We start from the raw sequence: 13,214 nt of genomic DNA, 5'->3' as shown, positions 1-13,214 counted from the left end.
ACGGTGGGCGGGGCGGAAGTGCTCGACATGCTCGGCGTCCCTTCCCTTTACTGTGCCTGGCCGGCGTTGGATGACGTATCGACAGGCGCGGACTCGCCCGCCTCGCCGATCACGACGCGCTCGCCGGCCGAGAGGCCTTCGCGCACTTCGACCCGGACGTTGTTGTTCAGGCCGGTCACGATCTGGCGCGTGACGGCCTTGCCGTCGTCGCCGAGCACGCGCACTTCGTAGCGATTCGGCCCGACGCGTTTGCCGAGCGCCGCCACCGGCACGTTCAGCGCCTGCCTGGCCGTGCCGAGCAGCACGTTGACCTGTGCGGTCATGGAGATGCGCAGGCGATGGTCGTCGTTAGGCACGTCGAACAGCGCGTTGTAGAACACGGCCGTATTGTTGCGCGTGGCGCCGCCGCCCAGCGTGCTCTGCGTGTCGAGGTAATTCTGCGGTGCGGGCTCGATGGCGCGCAGCTTGCCGTAATAGCGCTTGTCGGGGTCGCCAAGAATCGTGAAGTACGCCGTTTGTCCCGGCTGGATGCGGATCACGTCGGCTTCCGAGACCTGCGCCTTGACGGTGATGGTGCTCACGTCGGCGAGTTTCAGGATCACCGGCGCCTGCTGCTGGGCGACCACGGTCTGGCCTTCCTGGGTAACGATGGCGACAACCTCGCCGTCCATGGGGGCCTCGATGCGCGTGTAGCCGACACTGGCCCGCGCCGATTCGATCTGCACACGGGCCTTGCGGATCTGCGCGTCGAGCCCGAGCAGCGTGGCGCGCTGGGTGTCGAGCGCGGCCTGGGCCGCTTCGTAGTCCTGACGCGACGTCGCCTCATCGGGCAGCATCTGGCGCTGGCGTGCGAAGGCGAGCTCGGCCTGGCGAAGCTGCGCCTGCGCGGTGCGCTTTTGCGCCTGAAGATTCTGCTCGTCCGCCTCGGCCGAACGCAGGCCGTTCTGTGCGAGCACCGGATCGATCTGCGCGAGCCATTGTCCCTTCTTGACCTTGTCGCCGAGCTTGACCTTGAGCGACTTCAACTGACCGGTGACCTGCGCACCCACGTCGACCTGCTGCACGGCGCCCAGTGTGCCCGTTGCCAGCACGGTATTTTCGAGGTCGCTGCGCTCGACCCTGGCACTGATGTACTGCGGCGGCTTCGGGGTCGCGAGACTGCGCAGCCCCAGCACCACGAGCACGACGAGGGCAACGAGGCTGGCGACGAGGTAGCGTCGGCGGCGAATGAACTGGATCATGGAGCGAAATAAACGATCAAAAAGGCCCGTCGAAAAAAACGCTGCACCATTGCGCTGCCGCTGACCGGCCTGCCGATCCGCCGGTGTGGCGAACCCGCCCGATCACCGCCGCCCGGCACCGTTCGGAGCACAAAAAGATGAGAGTTTAAGCCGTTTGACGCCTCTACAGACCATCCGGCGGCACGACCGCAGCAAAGAAAGCCCGCCGACGACGATGACGAAGCCGCTGTGAAGCTGGAAGAGCGTACGCATTACAGCGGCCTGATGCGCAGGAAACCGGCGATCAGGCCCGCGATCGCTTTGGGGAACAAGCCGGGAACGTAGCGCATGGTGGACTCCTTGACGTTGTGGTGACACGGCGAGCCCGATGGCCCGTGCCTGTGTCGTTTCATTGCAAGCAGTGTCTCATCGGCCCCACCTCCGGGAAACTTGTACAAATCACAGTGCGGGCGCGGCCCGATCGCGGCCGGATCGTGCAGGTGATATATTTCCCCGGCATTCGAAGGGACATTATGAAAACGGAAATCTTCTACGCGTTGTACCTGATCGCCATCGTGACCGAGGCGATGTCGGGCGCGATCATGGGGATGCAGCGCGGCATGGACCGCTTCGGCCTCGCCTTCGTGGGCATGGTGACGGCGCTCGGCGGTGGCACCATCCGCGACGTCCTGTTCGGCCGCCATCCGCTCGTCTGGATCGCCCATCCGGAGTATTTGCTGCTCACGCTGGGGGCCGCCACGCTGGCGTCCATCGTGGCACGTCACATTCACCGGCTGCGCATGACGTTCATCACCGTGGACGCCATCGGACTGGCCGCGTTCACCATTCTCGGTTGCGATATCGGCATGACGGTGAGCACGAGTCCGGTCATCGTCGTGATGGCCGGCGTGCTCACGGGTATCGGCGGGGGGATGCTGCGCGATCTGCTTTGCGGACAGGTGCCGCTGGTGCTGCGCCGCGAGATGTACGCGAGCGTGGCGTGCATTGCCGGTGCGCTGTACGTGGCGATGCTGCACTGGGGGGTACCGAACGGCGTGGCGACGACCATCGGCTGCCTGGCAGGCTTCGTGATCCGAATGCTGGCGGTCTGGTTCGGCTGGCGTTTCCGGACCTTCGAGAACGAAACGCCGACCGAACCGATGCACTAGCCGCCGGGCGCCCGGGGCCGGCATCGCGCTAGCGCGACGCCGGTGTCTCGAACGCCTCGGCCGACACCGGCCCTCCAAACCCGTACTTCGCTCGCGGTCGCAGCATGAACGCCTGCGTGCGCTGCTCCGTGACATGGGCCACCCAGCCCGCCGAACGGCCGACGATCCACATCGCGGTGGACACGCCGTCGGGCAATTGCAGCGCGCGCGCGAGCGTGACCAGCCCCGTCGCCAGGCCGGGATGTGCGTTCAACTCGATGCGCATACGCTCGAGAAACGCCAGCGTCCGGCGGGTGTTCTCGCGCGATGCGGCGTCCATCGCGCCTTTTCCCGTTGCCGCCATGAGATCCGCCGCGCACTGCATCATGAGATCGGCGCGTGCGTCGCCGCCCGGATACAGCGGATGGTTGAATCCGAACAGGCTCGCGCCGTATTCGCGTACGCGATCGACCCGCGAGTCGAGTGCGTCGTAAGGCTCGCACAACAGCAGCGTTTCGATCTTCTCGGTGCTGGTGCCCGTCGTGAAGCCGATATGCGAGCCGATGGCCGCCGCCACGCAACCGAACAGATCGGCGTTGGTCGACGCCGCCACACGCGCCGAGAACGTCGCCGGGGCCAGTTCGTTATCGGCCAGCACGACCAGCGCGGCATTCATCGCACGCAGCCGCATCGGCGTGAGCGCGATGCCGGCCGCGCGCAGCATGTGCGTGGCGATGTTCTCCCCTTTGCCGCGCGCCACGAAGCAGCGCCCGGGTCCGAGAAAGCCGACGCAGCCGGCCATGCAATGCAGCATCATGCGCGCGGCCTGAACGGCGGAGCCGTCGGCAAGCTCGCGTGCGCCGCGCTCGTGCATCGCGAGCGCGAACGGCACCATGCCCAGCAGATTGCCGATATCCGCGCTCGCGACTTCGTCGTTGTACGTCGCGAGAAAGCGCAGAACGTCGGGGGGTGTGTCCTGCATTGGCCACTCGGCAATGCTGTCCTGCCAGATGCCGGTCATGAGCAGATGCACCACCGACTCGAACGACGCACCGCCTGCCGCCAGGTCGATCGCCAGACGGTTGCGATAGCGGGGGCCATGCGGCGTGATCTGCGTGATCGCGGAATGCAACACCGGGTCGCCGAAACGCATCGTCGATTCCGCCACCGCACCGGTCGGCGCCCGCCCGCGTTTGCGCGTGGCCAGGCGCTCCACGTCGCGCCGCAGGTACAGGCTCTTGCGCCCGTCTTCATGCGGCCTCGCGCGGATCAAGCCCCGGCTCACGTAGGCGTAAAGCGTGGCGGGCTTGATGGCGAGCATGCTCAGGACTTCCTCGCGCGTCATCAGGTCGGTCGGTTGCGTCATCGTCTGTCTCGTCGGTCTCGTCTGTCTCATCTGCCCCTCGCAGCCCAGGCGTTGCAGCGGGCGGCGATTCGTGCGGATCCTGCGCCTTTCGGTGGAATTCGCGACACATGATGCCATAGGTATATTGACTTTAATAATCAATATTGATAAACAAAAAACCGCCCAGTAAAGTCGACTCCGGATTTCACGACAAAGACACTGCGGAGCCACGATGCCGGCCTCCGACAGGTCGCCCCTTCGGAGACAAGGCATGGCCCATGACATCGCGCAGACGCCGTCGGAACGCATCGACGTTCGCGAGACGCTGCAATCCGCGCCACTGGGCGCGTTTCACTATCGGCTAGGCACGCTGCTTGCGCTGATCCTCCTGTTCGACGGCTTCGATCTCTACAACGCCGCCTACATCGTGCATGACGTCACCTCGCTCTGGCACCTCTCGCCAAGTCAGATCGGCGTACTGCTGTCGTGCGGGCTGGCCGGCTTCGCCGCGGGCTCGGCTGTCTCGGGGCCGTTCAGCGACCGGATCGGGCGACGCCGGGTGCTGCTCGCCGGCATCTGGCTCTCGGGCCTGATGAGTCTGGCGATCGCCGTCTTCGCGCACGACCTGATGTCGTTCATCGGCCTGCGTTTCGCGATGGGTATTTCGCTGGGGCTGTTGATGCCGGTGGCCGTCACGTACATCAACGAGATCGCACCCAAGCGCAGCGCGAACGTCTTCACGATCGTGTTCTTCACCTGTGGATGGATCGGCGGTGCCACGGCCTCGGGCTTCATCGCCGCCTGGCTGATCCCGCAATACGGCTGGCAAAGCATGTACTTCGTCGGCGGCCTGTCGGTCGTGCTCGCGCTCGTTTTGCAGTTCGTGTTGCCCGAGTCGGTCTCTTTTCTCGCCAGTCGCGGGCGTCAGGACGCCGTACGCGCGCAACTCGCGCGTCTGTGGCCCGCGCGCGCGCCGGAATTCGAAAAGGCGACGTTCACCTCGCCGGACGCCGGCATCAAGGCGGGCTCCGTGGCCGCGCTGTTCTCGGCCGGCTTCCGCCGTCAGACGATCTGCTTCTGGGCCATGGGGGCGTTATCGTTGTTCTCGTCCTACGGACTGTCCGGCTGGCTGCCGACGATCATGCTCAAGCGTGGCGAGAATCTGTCGACGAGCTTCGCCTATGGTTCGCTGCTGGTCTTCGCCTCGGCGTTCGGTAGTCTGATCTGCGGCGTGCTCGCCGACCGCATCGGCAACCGCCGACTGGCAATGTCGCTCGCGTGGCTGTGCGGTGCGGCCGCCATTGCCTTGCTCGCGCTCGCCTCCGGCGGCTCGGTGACGTTCGTGGGTATCGTCGTGGCCGGCATGTTCGTCATCGGCACGCAGACCGTGCTCAACAACCTGGTTGCCGTGAGCTATCCCACGGAGATTCGCAGCACCGCGGTCGGGCTCTACCTCGGTATCGCCCGCGTGGGCGCCATGTGTGGCCCGGCCATCGCGGGCGTGCTGCAACAACTCACCGGCGGGGCCGGCACGATGTTCTTCGTGCTCGGCGCCGCGCTCGTCACGGCCGCGGTGCTGGTGTTTCTCGTGGCGCGCCCCGAGCGCCTGCCCAAGGCCCCCGCCTTCGGTCACTGAGGGCTGCCCCCAGCCTCCCTCCGGCAAGCTCGGCGTTCCACGCGCCGCATCCAACGACATCGGGCGTCGCCGCGACAAGGCGCCGACGCCCGCGCAAGGGATCGCATCATGTCCACGCTGCCCCTCTCGCTCGCCATCAACGACTACGACCACGTGCGCGACCTGCTCGCCGGCCGGATCGCGGCCGAAGGCATCGACCTCATTGCCTCGGTGCTGCCGGTCGAGGAGATCTTCTATCGCACCACGCATTATCAGGAGTGGGATCTCTCGGAGATGTCGCTCGCGAAGTACGCCTCGCTGCGCTCCCAGGGCGACGATCGCCTGATCGGCCTGCCGGTATTTCCGTCGCGCGTGTTCCGGTTGTCGTCGCTCTATGTGCGCGATCGTGGCGATATCGCGTCGCCCGCCGATCTTCGCGGGCGTCGCATCGGCGTGCCCGAATGGGCGCAAACGGCGTCGGTCTATTCGCGCGGCTGGCTCTCGCACGATCAGGGCGTGGCGCTGGCCGACATCGAGTGGGTGCAGGCCGGCGTGAACCAGGCGGGGCGGCGCGAGAAAGTCGCCGTTCGTGTGCCGGACCACGTGCGCTACCGGCCCGCGCCCGGCAAATCGCTTACCGGAATGCTGCTCGACGGCGAGATCGACGCCATCCTCAGCGCCCGGCCGCCCGCGCCGCCGCCCGGTCGCGAAACCGAGATCGTGCGGTTGTTTTCCGACGTCGAGTCCGCCGAGCGCGACTATTTCGCACGCTCGGGCATCTTTCCGATCATGCATCTGATCGTGATGCGGCGCGAGCGCTTCGCCGCGCATCCGTGGATCGCGGGCAATCTCCTTCGGGCGTTCACGCAGGCGAAGGACGCCAGCATCGCCCGTCTCGAGGACATCACGTGCTCGCATTTCCCGCTGCCCTGGATGCCCCAGCGCGCGGCCCAGGCGCGTGCCATGTTCGGCGGCGATCCATGGCCGTACGGCATAGCGCCCAACCAGGTGACGCTGGACGCCTTCCTGCGCTTCGCCCACGAGCAGGGGGTGTGCCATCGGCCGATGCAGGCCGACGAACTGTTTCCGCCGGAGCTCGGCGCCGACGTCAGGATTTGACGTGCGCCAACGTCGAGCCTCCGCTCGTTTCATCGCATTTCCACTTCAATCGCCAACACCATGTCGCAAGCTCGCCCCCCCTATCAGCCGGCCGTCACGGAACATGACGCGGGTTCGATGTCGCAACTGCGCGTCGATCTGGCCGCCGCGAATCATATCCTCGCCCACCACGAGGTGCTCGACGGCTTCGGCCACGTGAGCGTTCGCGATCCACGCAATGCCTCGCACTTTCTCATCGCGCAATCGATGGCACCCGAGTTGGTGTCGCCCGACGACATCCTCACGCTCGACTTCGATTGTCAGCCGGTCGACGGCGACACCCGCAAGCGTTACCTGGAAACGTGGATTCACAGCGAAATCTATCGCGCACGCCCGGACGTCATGGCGATCGTGCACAGCCACTCACCGTCGGTGATTCCGTTTGCCGCGTCGTCGGTGCGGTTGCGCCCGGTGTACCACATGGCCGGCTTTCTGGGCAGCGGCGCGCCGGTGTTCGACATCCGGCACTGCTTCGGCTGCACCGACATGCTCGTGCGCAACGGCGAACAGGGCAAGGCGCTGGCGGCGTCGCTCGGCGACGCCGACGTGGCGCTCATGCGCGGGCACGGTTTCGTCGCCACGGCGCCCTCGTTGCCCGCCGCGGTGTACCGCGCCATCTACACCGAACTCAATGCCGGCATGCAGTCGAAAGCCATCGCGCTCGGCGGCGAAGTCACTTATCTGGATGAGGAGGAAGGCAAGCGTTCGAATGCGACGAATCTGGGCGTCATCGAGCGTCCCTGGACACTGTGGAAGCGGCAGGTCGCGGCGTTGCGCGGCGAGTGATTGCGCCGTCATCGCCCCAGGCTCGCCCCGCATTGCACCTGCCCCGAGACCGGGTCCTTGCGACAGGCGGTCTGACCCTGTGCGTCGAGGTAGATCGAGCCCTGCGAGTTCGTCGGCGCGCCCGGGTAGCGCCCCTGAGGCGCACGTTGCGGGTCGGTCAGGCTGCGCATCTGCATGTCGCCCGCGGCGGCGGCTTCGCGCTGGCGCAACGCCTGCTGCTCTGCCTGGGCCATGCCTTGATTGAACTGAGCGCTCACGCCGCCCGTGGCGGGTTGCCGGGCCGCGGGCGGTGCGACGGATGTGCCCGACGAACCGCCCGACGCGGGCTGGTTGGATTGACGGATGCTGTTGAGATCGCCGCTCTGCAAGTAGGACTGCGCCCAGGCGCCGCCCGCCGTCGAAATGCCGACCGCGCTCATGCACGCGATCAGCAAGCGTTTCGCTGACATGTGTCGAATCCCCGTGAACGACATGCCGGATGCGCACCGTCGCCCCGGCGGGGGCGCCGTCTCGTCTCCGGCGATGCAAGTCTGATTGAATGTCGACAGAGTGTAGCGTGATTCGACGCCGGCCTCAGCCGCGACGCGTGGCGAGTTCGGTGCCCTGGCGCAACGCTTCGAGCAGGCTGCCTTCGTCGGCGATGCCCTTGCCCGCGATATCGAAAGCCGTCCCGTGATCGACCGACGTACGCACCACTTGCAGGCCCACGGTCACATTCACGCCGGCTTCGAGGCCCAGCACCTTCACCGGCCCGTGGCCCTGATCGTGATACATCGCGACCACCAGGTCGAAGTCGCCACGACCGGCGCGAAAGAACAGAGTGTCGGCCGGCAGCGGGCCTTCGATGTCCCAACCCCGTTCGCGCAGGTGCCGCACCGCCGGTACGATCTTCTCCTCCTCTTCGCCGTAGCCGAACAGGCCGTTCTCACCGGCGTGAGGATTGATACCGCACACGGCAATGCGCGGATTGGCGATGCCCGCCTTGACGAGCGTGGCATGCCCCCGCTCGATCGTTCGCTGCACCAGACCCGGTTCGATCTTGCGAATCGCGTCGATGATACCGATGTGGGTCGTCACGTGAATCACGCGCAGTTGCGGCGCCACGAGCATCATCGACACTTCGTCAACGCCGGTCAGATGCGCGAGCATCTCCGTATGCCCCGGAAACTTGTGACCGCCGGCGTGCAAGGCTTCCTTGTTCAACGGCGCCGTGCAGATGGCGTCGATCTCGCCGGCCTCGGCCAGCGTCGCGGCACGCGCGATGTATTGGTACGCCGCATCGCCCGCGATGGCGGACAACTGGCCGAACGGCAGATCTTCGGGAATCAGGCCGAGGTCGATGCACTCGATCATGCCTGGCGAAAAGGTCGCTTCGGCAACCGAAGCGATCCGGCGCACGGTCATCGGCTTGCCGACAATGGCGGCGGCCTGCTCCAGACGGCGCGCGTCGCCGATCACCACCGGACGGCACTGCTGATAAACGTGCTCGTGCGACAGACTCTTGACGATGATCTCGGGGCCGACGCCGGCGGCGTCGCCCATGGTGATGCCGATGACAGGCAGATAGTGATTCATGGCGTTTGCGTTGGTATCCATTTCAAGGGGGTGTGGCCCGGCACCGGGTCCGGGTCGATGTCCTGTTCGATGACGCACGCGCGATGCCGGGATCATTCTGGATCATCCCGGGCCGGTCCGCGTCGTCCGGGGTCATCGGGGCGCGCCGTCATCCGCGAGCGCGCGCAGGTGCCGATAGGCGCTGTGCAGCGCGGCTTCGCCGCCGAAGGCGCCCGCTTTCGTGACGATATGCGTCGGCGCCCCATTGGCGGGACGCCCCACCGCGACGCCCGGCTCGACTTCGCAGAGCAATTCCAGCGCACCGATGCCGGCCGCGCTCAACATCGCGCGCGCGGTCTCGCCTCCTGTGACGACCAGTCCGGACAGGCGCGCGAAGTGCGGCGCGATCAGTTCGGCCAGGGCCGCCGACAGTTGCGCGCCCTCCGCGGGATCGAACGCGTCGTCGCGGCCGATGCGCACCAGCAGGTCGGTACCTTCGTCGATGGCCCGACCAATGCGCGCGCCCCAGGCCGCGGCTTCGCGGTGCGCCGCCCCGGCGCGCAGTACGACAGGCGGCACGATCCATTCGACGACGGCATTGTCGCTTTTCAGCCGCGCGCATTGGTGTTCCGACACCGCCGACAGGCTGCCCACGAGCGTCAGTACCCGGGCACGCCCGGTGTCCGGCGCGGCCGCCGACGGCGGCGCGAGGTCTTGCGTGCGCGGCACCCCTGGGGGGACCGCAAACAACTCGGGAATTTCGGCCAGCTCGCGGGCGAGACCGCCCGAGCCGACCCAGAAGATATCCGTACGCGACGCCGTGGCGCGCGCCAGGCGCGCCAGGTCGTCGTCGGTCTGTGCATCGACGATCAGCGCTGTCACGCCGGCAGCGCGCGCCTGCGCAATGGTGTCGTCCAGCGCCGCCGCCACCGTCGCCGGATCGCCGCGCAACAGTTCGACGGAAACGGTGCGCGTCGCCATGCCCGCGGCGCCGAGCATCGGTGCGATGCCGGCCTCCCGGCCGCGGTGCTCCAGGCACCACGTATCCGTCTCGGCCAGCGGCACGCCCCGCACGAAAACTTCGCCCCCCTGCACGACACGCCCCGTGGCCGGGAAGGCAGGGGCGACGATGGCCATGCCGGCCAGCGGCTGCAGGGCGGCCACTTCCGCGACCCAGTTGCCGCGCAACGTCGAATCGATTTTCTTGTACAAGCGTCGCCCGGGTGCCGCGAGCCGCTGCCATGCGGCCACGGCGCGCGCGGCCGCTACCGCCGGCGCGAGGCGCCGTGTGTCCGTGTCGATGGCCACGACTTGCGCCGCGGCATCGAAGCCGTCGAGGTCGAGCGACACCACACTGCGGCGACCGGCATTCGTGAAGCCGATCGCACAGTCGGCGGCGCCCGACAAATCGTCGGCGACAATCAGCATGCTCACTGCACGGCCCCCTTGGCGGCGGTGCCCCCGCTGCGGGCCATCGCCCGCTTGGCAACGGCAGCCGTCAGGATCGGCGAGACGATGGCCGTGACGACCACGCACGCCGCCACAAGCAGCGTGGCGCTCTTGGCCGCTTCCTCGTACACCGGGTTCGCGGCCGCGATCAGCGCGGGCACGGCAGCGGCGTTGCCCGCCGTGTTCGCCGCGGCCGTACCGGCAACGCCGGTGCCGCCCGTCAGACGGTCGACGATGTACAGCGGAATGCCCGTCACGACCACCACGGCGAAGCCGAGCAGAATGCCCAGCAGGCCGGCCTGCCAGACCTTGTGCAGATCGAGGCCCGCGCCGAGCGCCAGCGCGAAGAACGGAATCATCACCGGCACCGCGCGACCGAGGAAGTCGCGCATCTCGCGATCGAGGTTGCCCAGAATCATGCCCACGGCCAGCGGCAGGATGCTCCCTACCAGCGTCGGCCAGGGGAAGGCGGACAGCCCCGCAACGCCGAGCGTCACCATCGTGAGGAACGGCCCCGATTCGAGCGACATGATGGTGTAGGCGCCTACGTCCTCCGAGCGGCCATATTGCCCCATGAGCGCCATGTACAGGCCACCGTTGGTGTCGTTCATCGCGGCAACCACGGCCAGCGTGGAAATGCCGGCAAACATGCCCGAACTCACCGGCGCCTCGCCGAGGAAATGACCCAGTACGATCCCGACCACAATGGCCGCGCCGACCTTCGCGGCAAACAATGCCCCACCCTTCTTCACGAGGTATGGCGTGGCCTTCACGTCGATGCTCGCACCCATGCACACGTAAAAAACGGCGAGAATCGGCAGCGCTCCCGTGAACAGCGCATTGGTGAACGAGCCGAAGAACTTCGGCATGCCCGGCATGAAGGTCGCAATCAACGAACCGATCAGCAGGGGAACGATCATCATCCCGCCCGGCACGCGCTCGATCGCCCGCTTGATACGTATTTGAGCCATTGTTGTCTCCCGACGAATATTAATTTTGACCGATCGATCATTATTTTGATCGATTCAAGCAGACTGAAGTCTAATCGCTGCCGGAAAAATGTGCAAACATTGCGACTTAGGGTTTATCCTCGGCAAAAACTGGGAATGAGCGCCATCGGATTGACGTGGATTGACGCGGAATGACTCGATTACGCACTCCAATTGATCGAATCGATCAATTTTGAGATACCGAACGAACCGCGCCTGCGCCACGGATTGCCACGCTCCGGTGACCGCCTCCCGCTCGCGGCAAGCTACACTATGCGCGCCATGCGCCGGGCGCTCCGTTCGCTCGCGTGCTTCCACGATTCGTTTCGTTCAGCCGTCAACCATTCATGAAAGTTGCGAACCGCCGCGAGGCGATTTTCAAAGCCGTTCTGTCCGGGATGACCGACGTCGCCGCACTGTGCGCGCATTTCGGCATGTCGGAAGCGACCGTGCGCCGCGATCTGCGCGCACTCGCCGACGAGCGCCGTATCGTGCGCACCTACGGCGGCGCCGCTGCGCCGGTGCGCATGCACGAACCCGAAGAGTCACTGGAATTGCGCCGGGAGAGCTTTCGCGAACAGAAGGACGCCATTGCCCGCGCCGCGGTGGCGCACGTCGACGACGGCGACACCATCTTTCTCGACGGTGGCACGACGACCGAGGCGATGGCGCGTTTTCTGGTCGGACGCGAGGGCGTGCATGTGGTGACCAACAATCTGCTCGCGGTCGGCCCGCTGGCGACCAACAGGGTACCCGTGACCCTGATCGGCGGCGACGTGCGCCCGTCGAGCATGAGCGTGCTCGGGCCACTCGCACAGCTGGCGCTCTCTCGGGTGTCCGTCGACAAAGCCTTCCTCGGCGCCGACGGCGTCGTCGCCGGACGTGGCCTGTGCGAAGCGTCCGCCGAACAGGCGTGGCTCAAGGAATGCATCATCCGTCAGTCGGCGAGCGTGTATGTCCTGGTGACCGCCAACAAGCTCGACCGCGCAAGCCAGCAACACTGGACACCGCTCGAACGCGCCTGGACACTGGTGACCGACGCCGGTGCGGACAACGACGCGCTGACAGAATTCCGAAAGCACGCCGAGATCACGATCGAATCGGTGGGCTGATGCGAAGCCAAGCGCCACCCGCGCCCTCGATCGCCGGGCCGGGTGGTTCCCACGACGCCATACAGGACAGCACGCCATCGACATGACCACCGACGCCGCTCTCGTTTCCGCCTTCGCCCCCACTGGCGTGCTGCGCGCCTGCATCAACCTGGGCAATCCCATCCTCGCGGGCCTCGACGCGCAGTCGCGGCCCTGTGGCATTTCGGTGGATCTGGCGACGGCGCTCGCGCAGCGCCTCGGCGTGCCGCTCGCATTGCAAACCGTCGACGCGGCAGGGAAATCGGTTGACGCGGTGGCCTCCGAAGCGGCCGACGTCGGCTTCTTCGCGGTCGATCCGAAGCGGGCGGCCGCCATTGCATTTACCGCGCCATACGTGTTGATCGAGGGCTATTACCTCGTGCCCGACGCATCGGAGGTGAGGGTCAATGCGGACGTCGACCGTCCCGGCACGCGCGTGGTCGTCGGCAAAGGCAGTGCTTACGACCTGTTCCTCACGCGCGAACTGAAGCATGCGGAGATCGTGCGCGCACCGACGTCGCCGGCCGTGGTGACGACCTTTCTCAGCGGCGGGTATGACGTCGCCGCGGGGGTAAAGCAGCAAATCGAGGCAGACATTGCCGGCACGCCCGGTTATCGCCTTCTGGGCGAGCGATTCATGGTGATTCGTCAGGCGATGGGGCTGCCGATCGGGCGCGGCGAGGCCGCCAACGCCTTCCTCGCCGCGTTCGTCGAAGCGATGAAAACGTCAGGCTTCGTGGCCGAAGCGCTGCGCCGTCACGGCATAGACGGCGTGTCGGTCGCGCCCTGAGCGAGGCGGGATCGAGCGCCGGGCGAACCG

General features: G+C 66.6%; 13 protein-coding genes. 6 read left to right on the top strand and 7 right to left on the bottom strand.

Annotation, left to right across the window (positions count from 1 at the left end; translation table 11 throughout):
- Window positions 1-47 precede the first annotated feature (47 nt).
- Window positions 48-1,241, bottom strand: a complete 1,194-nt coding sequence (gene macA, locus W930_RS0104565; RefSeq protein ID WP_023597032.1) for a macrolide transporter subunit MacA — start codon at window positions 1,239-1,241, stop codon at window positions 48-50.
- 251 nt (window positions 1,242-1,492) lie between these two features.
- Window positions 1,493-1,633 carry a hypothetical protein gene (locus W930_RS30725; RefSeq protein ID WP_023597033.1) on the bottom strand — a complete coding sequence of 47 codons (141 nt, stop codon included), beginning with the start codon at window positions 1,631-1,633 and terminating at the stop codon, window positions 1,493-1,495.
- Between the two features lie 120 nt (window positions 1,634-1,753).
- On the opposite strand from W930_RS30725, the gene W930_RS0104555 reads away from it, so the two are divergent.
- Window positions 1,754-2,389 carry a trimeric intracellular cation channel family protein gene (locus W930_RS0104555; protein ID WP_023597034.1) on the top strand — a complete coding sequence of 212 codons (636 nt, stop codon included), beginning with the start codon at window positions 1,754-1,756 and terminating at the stop codon, window positions 2,387-2,389.
- Window positions 2,390-2,417: 28 nt separating this feature from the next.
- Here the strand turns inward: W930_RS0104555 and W930_RS26045 are convergent, their stop codons facing one another.
- Window positions 2,418-3,734 carry a citrate synthase gene (locus tag W930_RS26045; protein WP_023873522.1) on the bottom strand — a complete coding sequence of 439 codons (1,317 nt, stop codon included), beginning with the start codon at window positions 3,732-3,734 and terminating at the stop codon, window positions 2,418-2,420.
- A 250-nt stretch (window positions 3,735-3,984) separates the two neighbouring features.
- Between W930_RS26045 and W930_RS0104545 the strand changes: the two genes are divergently transcribed.
- The 3 genes from W930_RS0104545 to W930_RS0104535 all read left to right on the top strand — a co-directional run bounded on the left by W930_RS0104545 (window position 3,985) and on the right by W930_RS0104535 (window position 7,272).
- Window positions 3,985-5,349 (top strand): MFS transporter, encoded by a 1,365-nt coding sequence (locus W930_RS0104545; RefSeq protein WP_024788562.1) that lies wholly within the window; start codon window positions 3,985-3,987, stop codon window positions 5,347-5,349.
- A gap of 108 nt (window positions 5,350-5,457) precedes the next feature.
- Window positions 5,458-6,447 (top strand): 4,5-dihydroxyphthalate decarboxylase, encoded by a 990-nt coding sequence (locus W930_RS0104540; RefSeq protein WP_023597037.1) that lies wholly within the window; start codon window positions 5,458-5,460, stop codon window positions 6,445-6,447.
- 117 nt (window positions 6,448-6,564) lie between these two features.
- Window positions 6,565-7,272 carry a class II aldolase/adducin family protein gene (locus tag W930_RS0104535; RefSeq protein WP_062802177.1) on the top strand — a complete coding sequence of 236 codons (708 nt, stop codon included), beginning with the start codon at window positions 6,565-6,567 and terminating at the stop codon, window positions 7,270-7,272.
- Between the two features lie 8 nt (window positions 7,273-7,280).
- Here W930_RS0104535 and W930_RS0104530 read toward each other — a convergent pair whose 3' ends face one another.
- From W930_RS0104530 to W930_RS0104515, 4 genes are all read right to left on the bottom strand, one after another.
- Complete coding sequence (locus W930_RS0104530) at window positions 7,281-7,721, bottom strand: hypothetical protein (RefSeq protein ID WP_063599076.1); 441 nt, start codon at window positions 7,719-7,721, stop codon at window positions 7,281-7,283.
- A 124-nt stretch (window positions 7,722-7,845) separates the two neighbouring features.
- Window positions 7,846-8,847, bottom strand: coding sequence for a 4-hydroxythreonine-4-phosphate dehydrogenase PdxA (gene pdxA, locus W930_RS0104525; protein ID WP_023597040.1), 1,002 nt, complete (start codon window positions 8,845-8,847; stop codon window positions 7,846-7,848).
- A gap of 132 nt (window positions 8,848-8,979) precedes the next feature.
- Complete coding sequence (locus tag W930_RS0104520; RefSeq protein ID WP_023873519.1) at window positions 8,980-10,260, bottom strand: four-carbon acid sugar kinase family protein; 1,281 nt, start codon at window positions 10,258-10,260, stop codon at window positions 8,980-8,982.
- Window positions 10,257-11,246 carry a 2-keto-3-deoxygluconate permease gene (locus W930_RS0104515; protein WP_023597042.1) on the bottom strand — a complete coding sequence of 330 codons (990 nt, stop codon included), beginning with the start codon at window positions 11,244-11,246 and terminating at the stop codon, window positions 10,257-10,259. The genes W930_RS0104520 and W930_RS0104515 overlap by 4 nt, the downstream gene beginning before the upstream one ends.
- A 365-nt stretch (window positions 11,247-11,611) precedes the next feature.
- Here W930_RS0104515 and W930_RS0104510 point away from each other — a divergent pair, with 365 nt between their 5' ends.
- Window positions 11,612-12,376 (top strand): DeoR/GlpR family DNA-binding transcription regulator, encoded by a 765-nt coding sequence (locus tag W930_RS0104510; RefSeq protein ID WP_023873518.1) that lies wholly within the window; start codon window positions 11,612-11,614, stop codon window positions 12,374-12,376.
- A gap of 82 nt (window positions 12,377-12,458) precedes the next feature.
- Entirely contained in the window at window positions 12,459-13,184 is a 726-nt protein-coding gene (locus W930_RS0104505) for an ABC transporter substrate-binding protein (protein WP_023597044.1), read from the top strand.
- Window positions 13,185-13,214: the final 30 nt, after the last annotated feature.

The sequence above is a fragment of the Pandoraea sp. E26 genome, from assembly GCF_000681415.1.
Taxonomy (GTDB): domain Bacteria; phylum Pseudomonadota; class Gammaproteobacteria; order Burkholderiales; family Burkholderiaceae; genus Pandoraea; species Pandoraea pnomenusa.
The sequence above is the reverse complement of the archived record's forward strand: the minus strand, read 5'-3'. Positions and strand labels throughout refer to the sequence as shown.

What these genes read in the sequence shown, in the direction of transcription:
- W930_RS0104555 (WP_023597034.1), top strand. Translation starts at nt 1,754, where the DNA reads ATGAAAACGGAAATCTTCTACGCGTTGTACCTGATCGCCATCGTGACC.
- W930_RS0104535 (WP_062802177.1), top strand. Translation starts at nt 6,565, where the DNA reads ATGTCGCAACTGCGCGTCGATCTGGCCGCCGCGAATCATATCCTCGCC.
- W930_RS0104545 (WP_024788562.1), top strand. Translation starts at nt 3,985, where the DNA reads ATGGCCCATGACATCGCGCAGACGCCGTCGGAACGCATCGACGTTCGC.
- W930_RS0104540 (WP_023597037.1), top strand. Translation starts at nt 5,458, where the DNA reads ATGTCCACGCTGCCCCTCTCGCTCGCCATCAACGACTACGACCACGTG.
- W930_RS0104510 (WP_023873518.1), top strand. Translation starts at nt 11,612, where the DNA reads ATGAAAGTTGCGAACCGCCGCGAGGCGATTTTCAAAGCCGTTCTGTCC.
- W930_RS26045 (WP_023873522.1), bottom strand. Translation starts at nt 3,734, where the DNA reads ATGACGCAACCGACCGACCTGATGACGCGCGAGGAAGTCCTGAGCATG.
- W930_RS0104530 (WP_063599076.1), bottom strand. Translation starts at nt 7,721, where the DNA reads ATGTCAGCGAAACGCTTGCTGATCGCGTGCATGAGCGCGGTCGGCATT.
- macA (WP_023597032.1), bottom strand. Translation starts at nt 1,241, where the DNA reads ATGATCCAGTTCATTCGCCGCCGACGCTACCTCGTCGCCAGCCTCGTT.
- W930_RS0104505 (WP_023597044.1), top strand. Translation starts at nt 12,459, where the DNA reads ATGACCACCGACGCCGCTCTCGTTTCCGCCTTCGCCCCCACTGGCGTG.
- pdxA (WP_023597040.1), bottom strand. Translation starts at nt 8,847, where the DNA reads ATGAATCACTATCTGCCTGTCATCGGCATCACCATGGGCGACGCCGCC.
- W930_RS30725 (WP_023597033.1), bottom strand. Translation starts at nt 1,633, where the DNA reads ATGAAACGACACAGGCACGGGCCATCGGGCTCGCCGTGTCACCACAAC.
- W930_RS0104515 (WP_023597042.1), bottom strand. Translation starts at nt 11,246, where the DNA reads ATGGCTCAAATACGTATCAAGCGGGCGATCGAGCGCGTGCCGGGCGGG.